We start from the raw sequence: 19224 nt of genomic DNA, 5'->3' as shown, positions 1-19224 counted from the left end.
GTGACAAGCACAGGAATGAGGGAAGATCGGTTGCCCGCAATCACTTATCGAACCGTTTGGCAATCCATGAATAGCTGTTTTCGACCATCCTCACAGGCGTTCCAAGGAAGTGCTTTATGCCTTCGGTAGAAGGAAGGACGCGGCTGACGCGGCCGATCGCCTGTTTGGTGAGACTTTCCTCTTCTTTCGGCGTCACTTCCGCCGTGGCCTGCTGGGCATCGGCCGGTGCTGGAGTGCCGGACTGCGTGCCGGCCGTTTGCGGGCTCTGTTCACCCGGTGTCTGGCACACGGCCACGACCACCGGATAGGACGCGTTCGCAAAACGCTCCAGCTCCTTTTCCGATACAGCGTCGCACAGTTCGATGCTCGTCCACCGCTGTTGCGAGGTGGCGAGGTAATGGCAATCGGTGGCGCTGTCGTCGCAACCGAGAAAGGTCATGAGAACGAGGGCTGTTTTCATGGTGTGTGTTGCCTCTGTCGGGAATTATGCTCTAGAAACTCATCTATCCCGATTGCAGTGACATTACGACGAAATACGCATTTTTTTGAGAGAAGGCAGGCATCGCATTGGCCATCGAAATCAAGCTTGAGACACCCCGTCAGGACGCGGTTCTGCGCCTCATCGACCTTTCCAATGCCTATATGGCGTCGCTTTACCCCGCAGAAAGCAATCATCTGGTCGATATCGGCGCGCTTGAGAAGGATAATGTCTCTTTTTTCGTGGTGCGGCATGGTGGCCGCGTGGTCGGCTGCGGGGCGCTGGTGGAAGCGGGCGATGGCACGGCTGAGGTCAAGCGCATGTTCGTCGATCCGGAGGCGCGGGGTCTGCGCATCGGCAAGCTGATCATGGATACGCTCATCGCGCGTGGTGAGGAGCTTGGCCTTTCTGCCATTCGTCTCGAAACCGGCATCAGCCAGCCGGAGGCGATAGGGCTTTACCGCAAGGCGGGTTTCGTGGAGATCGAGGCTTTTGCGCCCTATAAGCCTGATCCGCTCAGCCTCTTCATGGAGAAGGTGCTTTAAGTCGGCGGTACAGGTTCGCGGCCGCTTAGCAGTGTCCAAAACGAAAGAATCCACGCGACATGAAACGCAGCGCGAGCGACGGATCGCGCCAAACACCCAACGTCATCCTCGGTGTGTCACGAGGATCTGCATCCGAGTGATTTTATCTGACGTGATTAGAACCTTGGCACAAGGTGAGGATGACGGCGATGGTGCATTTCCCGCTGTCCATCCGTTTCAGACCTGAATGAAAACTTAGAACTAAGAATGATCGCAACGCGCCGAGGATCAGGTCCCGTACCGGAGAAGCGATAGTTGCGGATGCGCAACGAGGCCGAGCATGGGCGGATGCGAGGTTCGCGGATATCTGTCGTTACCGGAGCTGCGGCGTCTGGCGCAGGCTTCAATCAAAAAGCGGCCTTTCGAAACGCCGTGGTTTCCTCGCTATTGTCCTCGAGCACGGCGACCTCGTCCGGGGCGTCACCCTGCGCAGGAGGCGGTGTCGGAGCTTCGGCGGCCGCGGAAAGTTCGACCTCACGAACCCATTCGCGCCAGATCGCGACCAGAAGCGCCATCAGCACCGGGCCGATGAAGAGGCCGAGGAAACCCATGGTCTTGACGCCGCCGACGAGGCCGAAAAACGTCGGCAGGAATGGCAGCTTGATGGGCCCGCCGACGAGTTTCGGGCGGATGGTCTTGTCAACGATGAAGAGTTCCACCGAACCCCAGACAAACAGGGCCAACCCGTGGGCGGGCGAGCCGCTGGCGACCAGATAGATCGACACCAGCGTGAAGGACAGAGGCGCACCGCCCGGAATGAGAGCCATGACGCCTGTCAGCACGCCGAGCGTGACGGGCGAGGGGACACCGGCGATCCAGTAGGCGATGCCGAGGATGATGCCTTCGCCGATGGCGATCAGCGTCATGCCGGTGACCGTGGAGCTGATGGTGGCGGGCACGACGCGGGAAATGCGCTCCCACCGCGTCGGCAGGATGCGCTCGCCGACCAGATCGACCTGACGGGTGAAACCGGCCCCGTTACGATAGACGAAGAACAGCGCGATCAGCATGAACAGCAACGTCAGCACGAGATGGAACGCGCCATTGCCGGCGGCGAGGATCGCTCTGTAGATATTGCCGATATTGGCGCCGCTGACGAGCTGGATCACTTCACCGATGGCGCCCGGCGTGCCGATGTATTTCACCCATTGTTCGCCAAGCCATGGGCCGACGGCGGGAAGGGCGGCGATCCAGTCCGGCACGGGGGCGCCGGTCTTGTTGACATGCACTGCCCAGCCGAACCATTCGCGGATTTCGCTGGCCGTGTAGGAAGCGGCGATGAAGATCGGGACGACAAGGAAGGCGAGGATGAGAATGATGGCGATGGTGGCGCCGAGCGTGGTGTTGCCGCCCACCTGCCGAAGAAGCCGTGTATAGACCGGCCAGCTGGCGAAACCGATGACGAGGGCGGCGAGAACCGGAACCAGGAAGCCGTGGAAGAAGTAGATGCCGGCCAGGGCAACGAGAACGAGCAGCCAGCGCGCAGCCGAAATGGGCGGGATCAGGGCGATCCGCGTCGGGCTGGCCGGACCAAGCCATCTCGGTTCGCCACTCTGCTTACGGCTGTCATTCTTACTCACGGCAGGCTCTTTCTCGCATTCTCCCCGAAGGGTGCATTCACTCTGTCACACCGATACATATAAGTGCAATATAATCGGATCACATTACCGTTGTGTGTTTATTGCTGAACCTATTGAACGATTTTGGTAAAAATAGAACATCGGTCTTGGCGCGCGCATTGAAATATGACAATTGAACTCCGTTTTTCTTGCGGCGTAAGGTTGCCGCGCCCGATCTCCAGGTCACGCTATGCTCCGCCGCTTCTTCGCCTATTATCGCCCCTATCGCGGTCTGTTCATTCTCGATTTTTCCTGCGCTGTCTTGTCGGGCGTACTGGAACTCGGCTTTCCGATGGCGGTGAAGGCCTTTGTCGACGTGCTGCTGCCGGGCGGTGAATGGGCTATCATCCTGGCCGCCTCCGTCGGGCTGCTCCTCATCTATGTACTGAATACCGGATTGATGGCGACTGTCACCTACTGGGGACACATGCTTGGCATCAATATCGAAACCGACATGCGCCGTCTGGCCTTCGATCATCTGCAAAAGCTTTCCTTCCGGTATTTCGACAACCAGAAGACCGGCCATCTGGTCGGGCGGCTGACCAAGGATCTGGAAGAGATCGGCGAGGTGGCCCACCATGGCCCCGAAGACCTGTTCATCGCCATCATGACCTTTATCGGCGCGTTCCTGCTGATGCTGTCGGTCAATGTGCCGCTGGCGCTCATCACCGCCGCCGTCGTGCCCGTCACCGCCTGGGTCACCAGCCGGTATGGCGGTCGCATGACGCAGAATTTTCGCGCGCTATACGGCCGTGTGGGGGATTTCAACGCCCGTATCGAGGAAAATGTCGGCGGCATGCGAGTGGTGCAGGCCTTTGCCAATGAGGATCACGAGAGGGCGCTGTTCGAAAAAGACAACCAGAAATACCGCCGCACCAAGCTTGACGCCTACAAGATCATGGCGGCCAGCACCTCGCTGAGCTACATGAGCATGCGGCTGACACAGATGATCGTGATGATCTGCGGCGCCTGGTTCGTGTTGAATGGCGACCTGACGGAAGGTGGCTTCGTCGGCTTCCTGCTGCTGGTCGGCGTGTTTTTCCGCCCGGTGGAAAAAATCAATTCGGTCATCGAGACCTATCCCAAGGGCATTGCCGGTTTCCGCCGGTTCACCGAGCTTCTCGACACCGCGCCCGATATTGTTGATGCGCCCGATGCGGTGGAAGCGCCGCTGCTGCGCGGCGATATCGAATACCGCCATGTGGGCTTCGGTTATGCCGAGGGCAAGCAGGTTCTGAGCAACATCGACCTGAAGATCAGCGCCGGCGAGACCGTGGCTTTCGTTGGTCCGTCGGGTGCGGGCAAGACGACGCTCTGCTCGCTGCTGCCGCGCTTTTATGACGTCACCAGCGGTGCGATCACCATTGACGGCATCGATATCAGAAAGATGAAGCTCGCCTCGCTGCGCAATCAGATCGGCATCGTGCAGCAGGATGTCTTCCTGTTCGGCGGCACGATCCGTGAGAACATCGAATATGGACGGCTTGGCGCTTCGGATGCGGAGATCATGGAGGCGGCGCGGCGCGCCCGTCTTGATGGCGTCATCGAGGCCATGCCGCTCGGGCTCGATACCGTCATTGGCGAACGTGGCGTCAAGTTGTCCGGTGGGCAGAAGCAGCGTCTTGCGATTGCCCGCATGTTCCTGAAAAATCCGCCGATCCTCATTCTCGATGAGGCCACCTCGGCGCTTGACACGGAAACCGAGCGGGCCATCCAGCAATCGCTGACCGAGCTCGCCAAAGGCCGCACCACCCTCGTCATCGCCCACCGGCTGGCGACGATTCGCGATGCCTCGCGCATCGTGGTGGTTGACCAGAGCGGCATCGCCGAAACCGGCGCTCATGCCGAACTCCTGGCTGCCAAGGGCCATTACAGCCGTCTGCACGAGGCGCAGTTCAGCGGTCATCTCGCGGGCCTCAGCTGACCGGCCCGCACGTCGCTCAGCCTTCTGCTGCCTGTTCTTCGACAATGCCGGGGTTCGGCTCCGGCTTGCCGGGATGGCTGCTGACGAGGTAACCCATGGCGACGGCGGCCGCGACGACGAAGAGCAGCAGGACACCGCTGATCGTCATCAGCCATTCGCGGGGCTTTCTGTGCCCCATGATATAGTTCGGCCACCGGCCTGGATGGTTCACCACGTCGTTATTCCGGTGCTGTCGCATGAACTTCCCCAGATTTAAGCGTTTTGGTGAAAGATCAACGCCAGCGCTACCGCGACTGTTCCGTTTGGGTGGCGAACAGGTGATGACAAGGACGTGAGTCCGGTCATTCTGTCTTGGGAAGGCCGATCAGGCGGATTGAATGGCGATGCGGTTGCCCTCGCTATCGGAAATCTCCGCGACGAAGAGTGCATCATTCACCGCCGTTTTGGGAAATAGGAGCTCGCTTCCACCGGCAAGGGCTCTGGCAATAACATCATCCACATCAGCGACACTGAAATAGACGATCGCTCCATCTCGCGTCGGTACATAGGCCGGGCCTTCGGCAAGCGCGGCACTGGCGCCATTGCTGTTTTCGTCAAAAGGGAAATAGGCCATTCTGCTATCGTGGATCGCGACGATTTCGGCAAATGGCACATCAAAAACCGCGCGATAGAAGCGGATCGCCCGATCAAGATCGGTCACGGGGATTTCGACATGGGCGACAATATTCATACGCTTCTCCTCAGCTGGACTGACGCACTTTCAAATTTCTGATGGCACCGATCTTTCTAGCGATGGCTGACATGGCGAGGCAATGGCGCGCGGTGTCAGGTAACCACATTGTCAATCGTCCAGCACCCGCGTGACCGGTCGCAGTGCCGGGAGAGGGCTAAGCGCCACATCGCGGCGTCAAAAGTCAGCTTGCGTCCTGCGTCTCTTTATGCGAATGATTTGCAATTGCATTAATCAGATTTCCGTTCAGAAAGCGCATAGTATGGAGAAGCCAGTCTTTGGATGGCGGCGAAACGGCGACGATCTCTCGTTGTCAGACGTTCACAGCTCGATCCGCGTCAAGGCGAATGCCGGCACGTTTCGGCGGGCGATGGCGTTTTTTGGTCCCGGCTATCTCGTTGCCGTCGGTTATATGGATCCCGGAAACTGGGCGACGTCGCTCGCCGGCGGCTCCAGGTTCGGCTATACGCTGCTGACGGTTGCGCTGGTCTCGAACATCATGGCGATCGTGCTGCAATCGCTCTGCGCCCGTCTTGCGATTGCCTCCGGCCGCGATCTCGCCCAGGCCTGCCGTGACGCCTATCCGAAGCCGGTGGCCATACTGCTGTGGTTGCTCGCCGAGATCGCCATCATCGCCACCGATATTGCCGAGGTGATCGGCACGGCCATCGGCCTCAACCTCATCTTCGGCATTCCGCTCGAAATCGGCGTTCTCATCACCGCGCTCGATGTCTTTCTGATCCTTTATCTGCAGAGGCTCGGTTTCCGCTGGGTGGAGGCGCTCGTCATCACGCTGCTTGGCGTCATCGCGGTGTGCTTTGCCATTCAGGTAGCGCTCGCCGATCCTGACTGGGGGCAGGTGATCCTTGGTTTTGCGCCGACGACCGAAATCGTCACCAATCCTGACATGCTCTATCTGGCGCTCGGCATTCTCGGCGCGACCGTCATGCCGCATAATCTCTATCTGCATTCCGGCATCGTGCAGACCCGCGAAATCGGCGAGACAATTGCCGAAAAGCGCGAGGCGCTGAAATTCGCGACGCTCGATTCCACCATCGCCCTGATGTTCGCGCTTCTCATCAACGCCTCGATCCTCATTCTGGCGGCGGCGACCTTCAACAAGGCGGGGCAGACTAATGTCGCCGAACTCGGCGAGGCGCATAATCTGCTGGCGCCGCTGCTCGGCCTTGCGATTGCGCCGACGCTGTTCGGAGTGGCGCTTTTGTGCTGCGGCATCAATTCCACTGTCACGGCAACGCTTGCCGGCCAGATCGTGATGGAAGGGTTCCTCAAGATGCGGCTCGCCCCTTGGCTACGCCGCCTCATCACCCGCGCCATCGCCATCATCCCCGCCGCCGGCGTGACCATCCTTTACGGAGACAGCGGCACGGGCGAACTGCTGATCCTGACGCAGGTTGTCTTGAGCCTGCAACTCTCCTTCGCCGTCTTCCCGCTGGTGATGTTCACCGGTGACAAGGCCAAGATGGGCGAGCTGCGCTCACCGCTCTGGCTCTCAGGCTTCGCATGGCTGATCGCGGTGGTGATTGCAGCGTTGAATGTGAAGCTGCTGGTGGATTTTATCGGGTGAGGCGGGTCAGGCCGCGCCTTTACGGAGCGCGGCGGCCGTGCCCTGCGGGTCGACGGCGATGACCTTGAGATAAGCGCGGGCCGGCTGGTCCGGCTCGCTACGTCCCTGTTCCCAATCACGCAGGGTGCCGAGCGGAATATGATAACGCGCGGAAAACTCTTCCTGCGTCAGCTTCAGGGCCCGGCGAATGATCTTGATGCGCGGCATTCTGGGAGCCGCAGCAAGTTGCTCGGCAGAAAGCGGCGGATTGTCGGGGTCGGCAAGCGCATTCGCCTCCGCCTCTTCATCGGTCATGGCGTGAAGGCGGGCCCAGTCTGTTTGATCGATTTTACCAGCCATTGTCGTCGTATTCCTTGCGCTCCGCGCGTGTCGCCTTTCGTGCCGAGATGATGCGGATCACTTCGCTGCGTTCGGTATAGATCACAGTCAGAACCAATCCGTTGCCCAACCCCACTATACGTCGTCGGACTTCGCCGTAATTAGCCGAACGATCCTCGATATCCACGGCAAATGGATCCTCAAAAACCTTGCGGGCCGTTTCAAAGCTGACGCCATGTTTGGCGAGATTGGTTAAAGCTTTTCGGTCATTCCACTCGAAAGATAACATTGTGGACTACGGGTTTCCAGTAGTGAAAGGGATAAAATATCAAAAGAAGAAGGGCTCTTTCATATCTGAAAGAGCCCTCAAGACTAGTCGTTTTTTGGTGGTGTCTAAGCTAACGCTCAGCTGCAACCGCTCGTCGCACCACAAGTATCGCACTTCTCGCAAGTGCCGTTCCGCACCATCGTGAAGTTCTGGCATTCCGAGCACATGTTGCCCGTATACCCCTGAGCGATCGAGCGCATGCGGCGTTCGTTTTCGACCTTCTTGGCTTCCGTCTTGGCCGAAGCGGCGTCTGCGGCGGCCTTATCGGAGAAGAGGGCGGTTGCCGTCTGCTGGGCTTCCTGGACGACCTCGTCGATCACTTCTTCGGCGATTTCTTCGGCCAGTTCCTTGGCGCGCTCTTCATAGTCCCGCTTGAAGGAGACGATTTCGGAGGTTGCGATGGCGACTGTCGGTTCCAGCTTGCGGGCGGCAGAGCCTGCAAACGAGGTCACGTTGGCCGAGGCGCGGGCAGGGGCTGCCGTTGCCGAACCCTTGGGCTCGGAAGCGGTGCGTTCGCCGTCATTGCGAGACACGATGGTCGGCTTGTAACCGCGGGTCCAGCCGGTGGAAACGAGGTTGGTCTTGCCTTCCTGGATACCCTTGCCGAGCGCCGTGTTGGAGAAGTCGGACGTATCGACATGGGCGAGATCGTGGCGGCCGAGATAGGAGACGGCGAGTTCGCGGAACACGTAGTCGAGGATCGACGTGGCGTTCTTGATCGCGTCGTTGCCCTGCACCATGCCGGCCGGTTCGAACTTGGTGAAGGTGAAGGCCTCCACATATTCTTCCAGCGGCACGCCATATTGCAGGCCGAGCGAAATGGCGATGGCAAAGTTGTTCATCATTGCGCGGAAGGCAGCGCCTTCCTTGTGCATGTCGATGAAGATTTCGCCGATGCGGCCATCACCGAATTCACCGGTGCGCAGATAGACCTTGTGACCGCCCACAGTTGCCTTCTGGGTGTAACCCTGACGGCGGTTCGGCAGCTTTTCACGCTCGCGTGAGACACGCTCGATGACGCGTTCGACGATCTTTTCGGTGATCGTCACGGCCTGCTGTGCGGCGGGCTGCTGGATCAGGTCTTCGATCAGGTCTTCGTCGTCCTCGTCTCCCACCAGCGACGCATTGAGCGGCTGGGAAAGCTTGGAACCATCACGGTAAAGGGCGTTGGCCTTCAGCGCCAGCTTCCAGGAGAGCATGTAGGCTGCGCCGCAATCCTCAACCGTCGCATCGTTCGGCATGTTGATCGTCTTGGAGATCGCGCCGGAGATGAAAGGCTGTGCCGCCGCCATCATGCGGATATGCGATTCGACGGAGAGGTAACGCTTGCCGATCTTGCCGCAGGGGTTGGCGCAATCGAAGACGGGCAGATGCTCGTTCTTCAGGAACGGTGCGCCTTCCAGCGTCATCGCGCCGCAGACGTGAACGTTGGCCGCTTCGATGTCCTTCTTGCCGAAGCCGAGGTGCTCGAGCAGGTTGAAGCTCATGTCGGAGAGCTGCTCGTCGGAAACCTTCAGCGTTTCCTTGAGGAAGTCGGCGCCGAGCGTCCACTGGTTGAAGACGAACTTGATGTCGAAGGCGCTTTTCAGCGCGCCGTTGACGGCCTCGATCTTCTCATCGGTGAAGCCCTTGGCCTTCAGCGTCGAGGGGTTGATGCCGGGAGCCTGGTTGAGATTGCCATGGCCGACGGCATAGGCCTCGATCTCGGCGATCTGGCTTTCGGAGTAACCGAGCGAACGCAGCGCATCCGGAACGGCGCGGTTGATGATCTTGAAGTAACCGCCACCGGCGAGCTTCTTGAACTTCACCAGCGCGAAATCGGGCTCGATACCGGTCGTGTCGCAATCCATCACGAGGCCGATCGTGCCTGTGGGTGCGATAACGGTGGTCTGGGCGTTGCGGTAGCCGTGCTTTTCGCCAAGTTCCAGCGCCTTGTCCCAGGCGGCCGTTGCGTGGGCGATCAGGTCCTGATCCGGGCAGTCGCCATGGACGAGTGCGACCGGGTTGACCGACAGGCCCTCATAACCTTCCAACTGGCCAAGGGCGGCGCGGCGGTGGTTGCGGATGACGCGCAGCATGTTTTCGCGGTTGGGCGCAAAGCCCGGGAAGGGGCCAAGCTCGCCGGCCATTTCGGCCGAGGTGGCATAGGACACGCCGGTCATGATGGCGGTGAGCGCACCGGCAATGGCGCGGCCTTCGGCGCTGTCATAGGGAATGCCGGAGGACATCAGGAGGCCGCCGATATTGGCGTAACCGAGGCCCAGCGTGCGGTACTCATAGGAGAGTTCGGCGATCTGGCGCGACGGGAACTGCGCCATCATGACGGACACTTCGAGCACGACGGTCCAGAGGCGAACGGCGTGTTCGTAATCGGCGATATCGATGCGCTTCGTCGCCTGATCCTTGAACTGCAGAAGGTTCAGCGAGGCAAGGTTGCAGGCCGTGTCATCGAGGAACATGTATTCCGAGCACGGGTTGGAGGCGCGGATCGGGCCGGCCGCCGGCGAGGTGTGCCAGTCGTTCATCGTCGTGTTGAAGTGCAGACCCGGATCGGCAGACGCCCAGGCGGCGTGGGAAATCTTTTCCCAGAGGTCGCGGGCCTTCAGCGTCTTCATGACCTTGCCGTCCTTGCGGGCGGTGAGGTTCCAGTCACCGTCATTTTCGACAGCGCGCAGGAAATCGTCCTTCAGCGAGACGGAGTTGTTGGAGTTCTGGCCCGACACCGTGAGGTAGGCTTCCGAATCCCAGTCCGTGTCATAGGTCTTGAACTGGATGTCCTTGTAACCCTGCTCGGCGAACTGGATGACGCGCTTGACGTAGTTTTCCGGCACCATGTCCTTCTTGGCGGCGCGGATTTCGCGCTTCAGGGCAGGGTTCTTGGCCGGGTCGAAGCAATCGCCGTTGTCAGCTTCGCAGTTGACGCAGGCCTTCATGATCGCCTTCAGGTGCTTGGCGACGATCTTGGAACCGGTGACGAGAGCGGCAACCTTCTGCTCCTCGTTCACCTTCCAGTCGATATAGGCTTCGATATCGGGGTGGTCGGCATCAACGACGACCATCTTCGCTGCGCGGCGGGTCGTGCCGCCGGACTTGATGGCGCCGGCTGCGCGGTCACCGATCTTGAGGAAGCTCATCAGGCCTGACGATTTGCCGCCGCCGGAGAGTTTTTCGCCTTCGCCACGCAGATAGGAGAAGTTGGAGCCAGTGCCGGAGCCGTATTTGAACAGGCGCGCTTCACGCACCCACAGATCCATGATGCCGCCTTCATTAACGAGGTCGTCCTCAACGGACTGGATGAAGCAGGCATGCGGCTGCGGATGTTCGTAAGCGGACTTGGACTTGGTCAGCTTGCCGGTGAAGGGGTCGACATAAAAGTGGCCCTGGCCGGGACCATCAATGCCATAGGCCCAGTGCAGGCCGGTGTTGAACCATTGCGGGGAGTTGGGGGCAACACGCTGGGTGGCGAGCATATAGGCAAGCTCGTCGCGGAAGGCGAGGGCATCTTCTTCGGACGAGAAATATTTGCCCTTCCAGCCCCAATAGGCCCAGGTGCCGGCCAGGCGATCGAAAACCTGGCGTGCATCGGTCTCGGAGCCGTAGCGCTCGGCTTCCGGAACATCCTTCAGAGCCTTTTCATCGGGCACGGAGCGCCAGAGGAAGGAAGGAACGTCATTTTCCTCAACCTTCTTCAGGAACTTCGGCACGCCGGCCTTGCGGAAATATTTCTGCGCCAGAACGTCGGTGGCAACCTGGCTGAACTGCGCGGGAACGTCGATGTCAGCCAGACGGAACACGATGGATCCATCCGGGTTCTTGATTTCACTGACGGCCTTGCGGAAGTCGATCTCCGCATAAGGCGATTGGCCGGGCTTCGTGAAGCGGCGTTCAATGCGCATGGTTTCTGTCCTCGTCCATTGGGCGCCCGGTGAAGGGCGCAAAAATTCGTTCCAGCCGTGCGATGCCTTCGCGCAGCCGGTTGTTGCCGATCTGATGGGATGTTCATCCTTGGATGTCACCCCTGTATCTCGTGTTTAAGATGGCTGCAAGCCTACTATATATAGTGTTAACACATTCTTGCTGCCAGTCCCCGCGTAATGTTTTTGGCGGTTCCGAAGGCGCAGAAAAGCCATCGGCGAACCGCCCCCTCATGGCCGGGACGCCGTTTGGACATGCGCGCTGAAGATGGAGAAGAACCGGCCTCGTTACTTTCCGGTTCGTTGCCGCCGCAACATATTTGTCACTTTCCTCTCGCGACACAGATTCGTCAAGCCATAGATTGAAACCCATTTTTAACCACAAGATATTGTGTGGAGTGCCTGTGGAAAACGGGGATAGGAAAAGCTCTCAGAAAAATCAGTGACTTGGCGGAAAAATTTGAAGCTTGCGCGAGGCTGGTTTCCGCAACGGAAAGGCAAAACCCCGCATTTTCGGGGTGAGGCATAATGGCGACACTGCGGTTTTTCCGTGTTTTTCACTGTGGGCAAAAAGGCCTTTTCACACAAAAAAGCCGCCCCGGGTGGGACGGCGAAAGAGTGTATATTGCTGGGGGAAGTCTTGCGCGGTTGGTGCATCCGCACTCCGTCACCCCGGACCAGATCCGGGGTCCAGCGCGATCAATCCTTGATCGGGAGAGAGTCGTCTCACGGCGCAGACGCGCCGTGGCTGGATGCCGGATCTAGTCCGGCATGACGGAAAGAAAAAGCGCCATTCTTCAGGCACTCAGCCACGCGATCCCTTGGCGATCGGCTCCTGATAGGTGAAGCCCATGTCCCAGGGGAAATAGATCCAGGTGTCCTGGCTCACTTCGGTGACGAAAGTATCAATGGTCGGCACCCCCTTCGGTTTGGCGTAAACGCAGGCAAAATGCGCCTTCGGCAGCATTTCGCGCACTTCGAGCGCCGTCTTGCCGGTATCGGTCAGATCGTCGACGACAAGCACGCCTTCGCCGGCATCAACAGTCAGCTCGGGGGCTACGCCTTTCAACAGGACCGTATCACCCTGGTTGACGTAGTCATGGCGGGTGGCGATGCAGACCGTATCGATCATGCGGATGTTCAGTTCGCGGGAAATGATCGCCGCCGGAACGAGGCCGCCGCGGGTGATGCAGACGATTGCCCGGAACTCTTTGTCGAGACCGGCAAGACGCCAGGCAAGCGCACGGGCGTCGCGGTGAAACTGGTCCCAGGAAACGGGAAAGGCTTTATCGGGAAGGGACATGTCGTCTACCATCTGGTCAAAATTGTCGATGGCTTTGGCTAATAGCCGCAAGACCGGCAAAAAGGCAAGCTTTGCGCTTATCCGGCGTGATTTTGGCTGAGAGAATGCCGCTTGTTTCTTCTCCCCTGGGTGGAGAAGGTGGCCCGAAGGGTCGGATGAGGGGGCTGGCTCTCGGTCTATCTTTTCCCTCGCCCTCATCCCGCTGCCGCGGACTTCTCCCCCGGGCGGGGAGAAGAAACCAGTGGCGGACGCTCCTTTCGAGCGAGATGGCGGGGGCTGGCGGCGCCATTTGCGCCGCATCCATATTCAACGCGACAGCAGCGTCATCGCCGTCATGGAATCGAGCAGCGTGCGGGTAACGCCGCCGAACAGCAGCTCCCACCAGCGGGAATGGCCGTAAGCGCCCATGACCAGAAGGTCGATGCTGTTATCGGAAAGGCGATTTTCGATGGCCGCCTGCGGCGAAAGGCCGGCAATCTTTTCCTGTGAGGTCACCGTCACGTTCACGCCGTGGCGGGCGAGCGTGGCGGCCAGTTCCGTACCGGCAAACCCGGAGGACTGCGTTTCGCTTTCTGCCTGGTCGACGGAGAATATCTCGACGCTGTCGGCGGCTTTCAGAAAGGGCAGGGCGTCGAAAGTGGCGCGCGTCGCCTCGCGAGAGCCATTCCAGGCGATCAGGACGCGTTTGATCGGTTTGGCGACGGTGAGCACATGCGGGACGAGGAGAACGGGACGGCCGCTTTCATAGAGAAAGCTGTCAATATCGGTGCGGCTGTCCGACAAAGCCGAGGAACTGCTCTGGCGGGCGACGACGAGATCGGCGCAACGGGCGCTGTCGATGGCAGAGGCGGAGGCGTAACCCACCGAGGTAACGAAGCTTCGCCATTCATGCGAGATGCCGTTGGCCGATAGCGTACGCTCGAAAAGCGTGCCGACATCGGTGGTTTCCTTGTGTGCCACATCCTGCAGGGCCTGCACGGTGGCGGGATCGGGAATTTCCATCGGCGCGACGAGGGGAACGGCGGCCAGCGTTTCCATGTGCAGGCCGATGACATGCGAGGAAAACTGGTCTGCAAGGCTCACCAAGAATTCGCCGAGCTTCTGTGTGTTCGAAACATTGTCGACCACTGCCAATATCGTTTTGTAACCCATTTATCTCTCCTCGGTGACATCTAATTTCTGTGGGGAGAGTGGCCGCCTTTGCAGGCCGCCACCTTGATTTTGGTCAAAGCCCGTTTGTCAAAGGCCCTTTCTCGCTCAAGCCGTTGCGTCGCCCTTGCCTGCCGCCAGTCTTTTCTCCTGTCCGATGGCTTCGATCATGGCCGCGACCGCATCCGCCGCGGCCTTCAGCACGCCTGCATCCCGGGCGCGCACCACGATTTCCGTCGAAAAGCGTTGCCCGTCATATTTCGGATAGGAACCGATGCTGGTTTCGGGATGGGCTTTCTGGATGGCCGTCAGCGGCGTGCCGATATCGCCTTCGCCATACGGTGAGCGTACGGCCTGCGACATCACCTTGGCGCCGGTGCGGAGCGTCGGCATGACGTTGTCGAGCATCGCCTGGAACACCTGCGGCACGCCGGCCATGACATAGACATTGCCGATGATGAAGCCGGGGGCGACGGAAACAGGGTTGGCGATGTGGACAGCACCTTTCGGCATGCGCGCCATGCGCTTGCGCGCATCGGTGAATTCCATCTCACGGGCACGGTACATGTCGCCAAGTATCCGCAAGGCTTCGGCATCGTGCTCGCAGGGAAGGCCAAACGCCACGGAAACCGCATCCGCGGTGATGTCGTCATGGGTCGGGCCTATGCCACCCGAGGTGAAGACATAATCATAGCGGCTGCGTAGCGCATTCAGCGCTTCGACGATCGCGTCCTCCTCATCGGCAACGATACGCACTTCCTTGAGGTCGATGCCGGACATGGTCAGCACGTCCGCGAGGTGGCCGATATTCTTGTCCTTGGTACGGCCCGAAAGCAACTCGTCGCCAATGGCGAGCATGGCGGCGGTCACGACGGATTGAGCGGAAGAGGGATTGGACATGGGTGTACTCGTCATCTGTTTTATCAGACGTTAGCCCCGTGCCCGATGATTGCAAAGCGGTTTTGAAAAAATGTATTTCGGCAAATAGTTGACGTTTCGCTTTTCCGTTCACTTATGGTGAACAGTGCGTATGCCGATAAGCCGCTGGCGTGGAAGAAGCCTGTGAGCTAGATTTTCATCACATGCTTGTAACGGGTCGCCGATAATCATCATCACGTTTTTGAAAAGGCTTCTGGTCGGGACGCCGGAAACGATAAACCCAAAGGAAACAAAGAAAATGACGAAAGTTCTGGTGCTCTATTATTCTTCCTACGGTCACATCGAAACGATGGCCTATGCTGTCGCCGAGGGTGCAAAATCGGCGGGCGCAGACGTCGTCGTCAAGCGCGTTCCGGAACTGGTGCCGGAAGCGGTCGCCAAGTCTTCGCATTTCAAGCTCGACCAGGCGGCGCCGATCGCCACCGTGGACGAACTGGCTGAATACGATGCCATCATCGTCGGCGCCGGCACCCGCTTCGGCACGGTCGCTTCGCAGATGCGCAATTTCTGGGACCAGACGGGCGGCCTGTGGTTCGGCGGCAAGCTCGTCGGCAAGGTAGGTTCCGCCTTCACCTCTTCCGCCACCCAGCATGGCGGCCAGGAATCGACTATTCTCGGTTTCCTGCCGACCTTCCTGCACCACGGCATGGCCGTCGTAGGTCTGCCCTATGCCTTCCAGGGCCAGATGGGTGTCGATGAAATCAAGGGTGGCTCCCCTTACGGCGCCTCCACCATTACCGACGGCGACGGCTCCCGCCAGCCCTCCGAAGTCGAACTTGAAGGTGCGCGCTTCCAGGGCGCGCATGTGGCGAAAATCGCCGCCAAGCTTTCTGCCTGATCCTGAAAGTCCAGTGAAAAAGAAATGCGGCCCAAAAGGCCGCATTTTCTGTGCCGGTGGCATCATCACCAGCTTAACCGCGATGCTCTCCTGCGAAGCTCGTTCCCCGATCAGATCGGCAGGTTCACCATGAAGAGGCAGCTTGCAACCACGAAGCCGATCATCGAAATTTCAAGAAAACCGTTCAGTCCGTCACGCATTTCAATCCTCCTTGTTCGATCGAAAAGAGAACGGAAAAAGTTTAACGCGGTTCCATAACAGCAGAATGAAATTTAGGGATTCTTAACGCCTGATTTACGGCGTGTCAGCCGGTGACGACGAAAGCCACGACGAGGTGGCCGAGAAGGCCGATCGCCAGGCAGGAGAGAAGAAAGATGAACAGGGCTTTTTTCATATATCCGGACGCTTTCCTCTGTATCGATCCATCGAACCATGAACTTGACGTTAGCGCCCCTGGCGCCTCCGTCGCGACGCGTGACGGGGCCGTTACGCCTTGATGTCGAGCCCCGCTTCGATCGCGGCGGCGATGAAGGCCTTGCGCGCGTCTTCAGGCTTTTTCCTGCCGGCATCCACGGCGGCGCAGACCAGCAGCGCCTTGTCTAGCGCCTCGCCATCCTCCACCGGCCAGTCCTCGATCAGGGCCCAGGAGGCGGCCTGGGTTGTTTCGATGCTCGTATAATCACCCGGCGTTTCGAAGGCGATCAGGACGGGTTTCTGCCAGCGCGTGTTCATCGCTCATCCATGTTGGTTTCGCGCCCGGCTCTAAACGAAGCAGGCGGGATGCGCAATCCGTTTCGGAGCCGACCGGTGCGGTCAGTCGTCGCGTCCGAACAGCCATTCGCGAAGGATGCGCCGGTCAATGAGTTCCAGCGAGCGGTCCGGCGCGATGCGATAGGTTTCCACCGCCCTTGTGCTGCTGTCTATGCGGAACTCATGAGTGAAGGTGCTGCCAATCGGTGACTTCGTCAGCTTCGTGCGCGGCTGGCCTTTATAGATGATGCTCCCGGGAATGGGCTCCACATAGGGTGCCGGACCTGCGGTCGTGCATCCCGCAAGCGCGAGCGAAAGGGCTATTGCGGCCGATGATGCGAGCGTTTTCATCCTGTCCTCCGAGGTCCATCTGCAAAAACGATATGGAGGCGCGGAGGTTCCCGGAAGCGGCGGATGCGGCAGTATTATTCCTTCCGACTACTTGCGCTTTGGGTTCTGAATGTCGCGCGCGACCCAGCGAAAGAAAAAATAGACGAGGAAGCCAAAGATGAAAAGCGGGATGAGGTTCGCAAAACCGGACATATGATTCTCGTTTCTCCCTCCCGTCACGGGGGTCTATCCGGAGAGGCTGAGACGAGGCAAGGGGTAGCACGCATGGTCGTCGGTCACATGTACGTGTGCCGACCTGCCTGCGGCAGGAGTGGGACGGAGCGAGGGAGGGGGCGGGAGAGATCCGGCGCACTGCCAGCGAAGCCGGATCTCTCCGTCTCCCGCCGGTTTCAGGGTACGGGGGACTGTCTTCACTATGGCGGACAACCGAAAATAGACATAGAGCGAGAAATTACCTCGAATAAATTGCAGCGATCCAGAACTCGCGATGGATGCGACGCGCGAGACTATGCACAGTTCCTCATCTTCACTGTCCGGGACATTAATCCGCCAGGCGCGGGGGACGGCACGCCCCTTCCGGCCGGACCATCATGTCTGGGCAAAAGCGGTGTAACCTGTTGAAACGGCACGTCTGCCGTCATTCTTTCAGCCTGCTGGAGAGGCCGGAAGAGGGAACTTTTCACGCGCTGCGTCATTGAAGCAGTCGGACACATGCCAATAGTGGAGGGTTAAACATGCTCGGCACCATCCTTGTCATCCTGCTCATTCTGTTCCTCATCGGCGCGCTGCCAAGCTGGGGTTATCATAATTACGGTTACGGCCCTTCGGGCGGTCTCGGACTGGTGCTGGTCATCGTGCTGATCCTGGTTCTGATGGGACGGATTTGATCGACCGTTCCTGAAAATGCACGGGTTGCCCGCAGTCGAAAACGCTTCGGCTGCGGGCAATTTTTCGTCCGGAGCAACGGTATGACGCCAAAAGCCATGTCATCTTAGTGACTTAGACAAGGTGGGCGGTTGAACTCCACGTACCCGGCTGAAAAAACACGACATTCGGAACGATCCCTCTTGCGCCCCAAATGGATTCGTTCTAAATGCCCGCCATCGCTCCATTGATGAGCGTGTGAGGCCTCGTGGCGGAGTGGTGACGCAGAGGACTGCAAATCCTTGTACCCCGGTTCAATTCCGGGCGAGGCCTCCAAAATTCTCCCACGGTACGATGATTTTTCCTGTTCCGCGTCACGATTGGCGACGTCTCGCCGTTCGTTCCGCGAAGAAAACCGCTGCCATTCTGCTTTTTACCCCACATCCGTCTTACCGCGCTTGAAAGCGCGCTCTTGGCCAATTATGAGATTATTCAAAGGCGAGGGGAGGCCCGCGCCGTTTTGAGCTTTTGGAGCCGGGACTTCCCGACCGGCATCCGTGAAATTGAGGCGATAACGACATGATGGATTTCGAAACCGCGCGCGCCAATATGGTCGACAGCCAGCTGCGTACGACCGACGTGACTTCGCATTCGGTGCTGAAGGCGTTTCTGAGTGTGCCGCGCGAGGCATTCGTGCCGACGGGTGCACGGCAGATTGCCTATGTGGATGAGGATTTGCAGATCTGTCCCGCCCGGGATGGCCGCCCGGCCCGTTATGTCATGAAGGCCTCGCCGCTCGCGAAGCTGCTGCAGCTCGCGGCCGTTTCGAGGGAGGACGTGGTCCTGGAAATCGGCGGTGGTTCCGGTTATGCGGCCGCCATCCTGTCCCAGCTTGCCGGCTCCGTCGTTTCGCTCGAATGCGATGAAGCGCTCGCCGCACAGGCGACCGAAACGCTCGCTTCGCTTGGCTATGACAATGTCGCTGTCGTCACCGGCGATCTCGAAAAGGGTTATGCGAGCGAAGCGCCTTACGATCTGATTTTCGTGAACGGCGCTGTCGAGGAAGTGCCGGCGGCACTTACCGAACAGTTGCGCGACGGCGGGCGTCTCGTCGTCGTTGTCGGATACGGCAATGCCGCAAAGGCCACCGTCTATCGCCGCGATGGCGCCAGCACGTCGGCCGCGACCTTCTTCAATGCTTCGGTCAAGCCGCTGCCGGGTTTCGCCAAGGCGGCCGAATTCGTTTTCTGATCACCGTACCATCATTCTGTTCTTGACGCCGGGGTGGGATTTCCACCCCGGCGTTTTTGTGAGGATTGGAAATTCATCCCGTGTGCGTCTTCGAGAACATCGCGCCCACAAAGCTGTGTATCATCACGAAACTTGTCGAATCAGTGATTTAGTTCGTGGCCGTGCTACCCTAAACTAAGGTGATTCGGGGTGTGCGTATTTCTGCCCCGCATGACCCCTGCAGCGGGTTGCGAAGATGCGGAGCGTCTTTCTCAGGCCTGTTGCAGACTGTCGGCGCGGCGGTTGTTTTCGGCTGC

18 protein-coding genes and 1 tRNA gene are annotated in these 19224 nt (G+C 59.2%); 7 read left to right on the top strand and 12 right to left on the bottom strand.

Annotated elements, in window-relative coordinates; translation table 11 throughout:
• Nucleotides 1-40: 40 nt before the first annotated feature.
• On the bottom strand, nt 41-460 hold the full coding sequence (locus EYD00_RS06760; RefSeq protein ID WP_004442223.1) for a hypothetical protein: 420 nt from the start codon (nt 458-460) through the stop codon (nt 41-43).
• A gap of 107 nt (nt 461-567) precedes the next feature.
• Here EYD00_RS06760 and EYD00_RS06755 point away from each other — a divergent pair, with 107 nt between their 5' ends.
• Nucleotides 568-1023: a GNAT family N-acetyltransferase gene (locus tag EYD00_RS06755; RefSeq protein WP_004442221.1), complete on the top strand. Its 456-nt coding sequence runs from the start codon at nt 568-570 to the stop codon at nt 1021-1023.
• 386 nt (nt 1024-1409) lie between these two features.
• On the opposite strand, the gene EYD00_RS06750 is transcribed toward EYD00_RS06755, so the two are convergent.
• A complete protein-coding gene (locus tag EYD00_RS06750; RefSeq protein ID WP_004442218.1) occupies nt 1410-2642 on the bottom strand; it encodes an AI-2E family transporter in 1233 nt (410 codons plus the stop codon).
• Between the two features lie 229 nt (nt 2643-2871).
• On the opposite strand from EYD00_RS06750, the gene EYD00_RS06745 reads away from it, so the two are divergent.
• On the top strand, nt 2872-4605 hold the full coding sequence (locus EYD00_RS06745) for an ABC transporter ATP-binding protein (RefSeq protein ID WP_004442215.1): 1734 nt from the start codon (nt 2872-2874) through the stop codon (nt 4603-4605).
• Between the two features lie 16 nt (nt 4606-4621).
• Here the strand turns inward: EYD00_RS06745 and EYD00_RS06740 are convergent, their stop codons facing one another.
• Together EYD00_RS06740 and EYD00_RS06735 are read right to left on the bottom strand one after the other, a co-directional pair.
• Nucleotides 4622-4843, bottom strand: coding sequence for a hypothetical protein (locus EYD00_RS06740; protein WP_004442209.1), 222 nt, complete (start codon nt 4841-4843; stop codon nt 4622-4624).
• Between the two features lie 126 nt (nt 4844-4969).
• Nucleotides 4970-5335 carry a VOC family protein gene (locus EYD00_RS06735; protein WP_004442206.1) on the bottom strand — a complete coding sequence of 122 codons (366 nt, stop codon included), beginning with the start codon at nt 5333-5335 and terminating at the stop codon, nt 4970-4972.
• A gap of 262 nt (nt 5336-5597) precedes the next feature.
• On the opposite strand from EYD00_RS06735, the gene EYD00_RS06730 reads away from it, so the two are divergent.
• Nucleotides 5598-6923: an Nramp family divalent metal transporter gene (locus EYD00_RS06730; RefSeq protein ID WP_004442203.1), complete on the top strand. Its 1326-nt coding sequence runs from the start codon at nt 5598-5600 to the stop codon at nt 6921-6923.
• Nucleotides 6924-6929: 6 nt separating this feature from the next.
• Here EYD00_RS06730 and EYD00_RS06725 read toward each other — a convergent pair whose 3' ends face one another.
• The 6 genes from EYD00_RS06725 to EYD00_RS06695 all read right to left on the bottom strand — a co-directional run bounded on the left by EYD00_RS06725 (nt 6930) and on the right by EYD00_RS06695 (nt 14835).
• Nucleotides 6930-7262 carry a helix-turn-helix domain-containing protein gene (locus tag EYD00_RS06725; RefSeq protein WP_034498976.1) on the bottom strand — a complete coding sequence of 111 codons (333 nt, stop codon included), beginning with the start codon at nt 7260-7262 and terminating at the stop codon, nt 6930-6932.
• Nucleotides 7252-7530 (bottom strand): BrnT family toxin, encoded by a 279-nt coding sequence (locus EYD00_RS06720; protein WP_004442197.1) that lies wholly within the window; start codon nt 7528-7530, stop codon nt 7252-7254. Before EYD00_RS06720 ends, EYD00_RS06725 begins: the two co-directional genes overlap by 11 nt.
• A gap of 116 nt (nt 7531-7646) precedes the next feature.
• A complete protein-coding gene (locus EYD00_RS06715; protein ID WP_004442195.1) occupies nt 7647-11465 on the bottom strand; it encodes a vitamin B12-dependent ribonucleotide reductase in 3819 nt (1272 codons plus the stop codon).
• A gap of 823 nt (nt 11466-12288) precedes the next feature.
• Complete coding sequence (gene gpt / locus EYD00_RS06705) at nt 12289-12786, bottom strand: xanthine phosphoribosyltransferase (protein ID WP_006698845.1); 498 nt, start codon at nt 12784-12786, stop codon at nt 12289-12291.
• Nucleotides 12787-13092: 306 nt separating this feature from the next.
• Nucleotides 13093-13938 (bottom strand): universal stress protein, encoded by an 846-nt coding sequence (locus EYD00_RS06700; RefSeq protein WP_034498973.1) that lies wholly within the window; start codon nt 13936-13938, stop codon nt 13093-13095.
• A gap of 105 nt (nt 13939-14043) precedes the next feature.
• Entirely contained in the window at nt 14044-14835 is a 792-nt protein-coding gene (locus EYD00_RS06695; protein WP_004442187.1) for a competence/damage-inducible protein A, read from the bottom strand.
• Nucleotides 14836-15112: 277 nt separating this feature from the next.
• Between EYD00_RS06695 and wrbA the strand changes: the two genes are divergently transcribed.
• Nucleotides 15113-15712, top strand: a complete 600-nt coding sequence (gene wrbA, locus EYD00_RS06690; RefSeq protein WP_004442185.1) for an NAD(P)H:quinone oxidoreductase type IV — start codon at nt 15113-15115, stop codon at nt 15710-15712.
• A 486-nt stretch (nt 15713-16198) separates the two neighbouring features.
• Here the strand turns inward: wrbA and EYD00_RS06680 are convergent, their stop codons facing one another.
• Both EYD00_RS06680 and EYD00_RS06675 read right to left on the bottom strand, forming a co-directional pair.
• On the bottom strand, nt 16199-16444 hold the full coding sequence (locus tag EYD00_RS06680; RefSeq protein WP_004442183.1) for a DUF982 domain-containing protein: 246 nt from the start codon (nt 16442-16444) through the stop codon (nt 16199-16201).
• Nucleotides 16445-16525: 81 nt separating this feature from the next.
• Nucleotides 16526-16813 carry a hypothetical protein gene (locus EYD00_RS06675; RefSeq protein WP_004442182.1) on the bottom strand — a complete coding sequence of 96 codons (288 nt, stop codon included), beginning with the start codon at nt 16811-16813 and terminating at the stop codon, nt 16526-16528.
• Between the two features lie 734 nt (nt 16814-17547).
• Between EYD00_RS06675 and EYD00_RS06665 the strand changes: the two genes are divergently transcribed.
• The 3 genes from EYD00_RS06665 (at nt 17548) to EYD00_RS06655 (ending at nt 18928) form a co-directional block, all read left to right on the top strand.
• Nucleotides 17548-17700: a DUF3309 family protein gene (locus tag EYD00_RS06665; protein WP_004442177.1), complete on the top strand. Its 153-nt coding sequence runs from the start codon at nt 17548-17550 to the stop codon at nt 17698-17700.
• 239 nt (nt 17701-17939) lie between these two features.
• A tRNA-Cys gene (locus tag EYD00_RS06660) sits at nt 17940-18013 on the top strand.
• A 243-nt stretch (nt 18014-18256) separates the two neighbouring features.
• Nucleotides 18257-18928: a protein-L-isoaspartate O-methyltransferase family protein gene (locus EYD00_RS06655; protein WP_004442175.1), complete on the top strand. Its 672-nt coding sequence runs from the start codon at nt 18257-18259 to the stop codon at nt 18926-18928.
• The last annotated feature ends 296 nt before the right edge of the window (nt 18929-19224 follow it).

Source organism: Agrobacterium sp. 33MFTa1.1 (assembly GCF_004328495.1).
Lineage (GTDB): Bacteria > Pseudomonadota > Alphaproteobacteria > Rhizobiales > Rhizobiaceae > Agrobacterium > Agrobacterium pusense.
Note: the sequence above shows the minus strand (reverse complement) of the source record. Positions and strands in the feature narration are given on the sequence as shown.

Excerpts from the sequence above, each read along its gene's own strand:
- EYD00_RS06720 (WP_004442197.1), bottom strand. The coding sequence starts at position 7,530 with ATGTTATCTTTCGAGTGGAATGACCGAAAAGCTTTAACCAATCTCGCC.
- EYD00_RS06745 (WP_004442215.1), top strand. The coding sequence starts at position 2,872 with ATGCTCCGCCGCTTCTTCGCCTATTATCGCCCCTATCGCGGTCTGTTC.
- EYD00_RS06700 (WP_034498973.1), bottom strand. The coding sequence starts at position 13,938 with ATGGGTTACAAAACGATATTGGCAGTGGTCGACAATGTTTCGAACACA.
- EYD00_RS06740 (WP_004442209.1), bottom strand. The coding sequence starts at position 4,843 with ATGCGACAGCACCGGAATAACGACGTGGTGAACCATCCAGGCCGGTGG.
- EYD00_RS06655 (WP_004442175.1), top strand. The coding sequence starts at position 18,257 with ATGATGGATTTCGAAACCGCGCGCGCCAATATGGTCGACAGCCAGCTG.
- EYD00_RS06695 (WP_004442187.1), bottom strand. The coding sequence starts at position 14,835 with ATGTCCAATCCCTCTTCCGCTCAATCCGTCGTGACCGCCGCCATGCTC.
- EYD00_RS06665 (WP_004442177.1), top strand. The coding sequence starts at position 17,548 with ATGCTCGGCACCATCCTTGTCATCCTGCTCATTCTGTTCCTCATCGGC.
- EYD00_RS06680 (WP_004442183.1), bottom strand. The coding sequence starts at position 16,444 with ATGAACACGCGCTGGCAGAAACCCGTCCTGATCGCCTTCGAAACGCCG.
- EYD00_RS06735 (WP_004442206.1), bottom strand. The coding sequence starts at position 5,335 with ATGAATATTGTCGCCCATGTCGAAATCCCCGTGACCGATCTTGATCGG.
- gpt (WP_006698845.1), bottom strand. The coding sequence starts at position 12,786 with ATGTCCCTTCCCGATAAAGCCTTTCCCGTTTCCTGGGACCAGTTTCAC.
- EYD00_RS06760 (WP_004442223.1), bottom strand. The coding sequence starts at position 460 with ATGAAAACAGCCCTCGTTCTCATGACCTTTCTCGGTTGCGACGACAGC.
- EYD00_RS06725 (WP_034498976.1), bottom strand. The coding sequence starts at position 7,262 with ATGGCTGGTAAAATCGATCAAACAGACTGGGCCCGCCTTCACGCCATG.
- EYD00_RS06730 (WP_004442203.1), top strand. The coding sequence starts at position 5,598 with ATGGAGAAGCCAGTCTTTGGATGGCGGCGAAACGGCGACGATCTCTCG.
- EYD00_RS06715 (WP_004442195.1), bottom strand. The coding sequence starts at position 11,465 with ATGCGCATTGAACGCCGCTTCACGAAGCCCGGCCAATCGCCTTATGCG.
- wrbA (WP_004442185.1), top strand. The coding sequence starts at position 15,113 with ATGACGAAAGTTCTGGTGCTCTATTATTCTTCCTACGGTCACATCGAA.
- EYD00_RS06675 (WP_004442182.1), bottom strand. The coding sequence starts at position 16,813 with ATGAAAACGCTCGCATCATCGGCCGCAATAGCCCTTTCGCTCGCGCTT.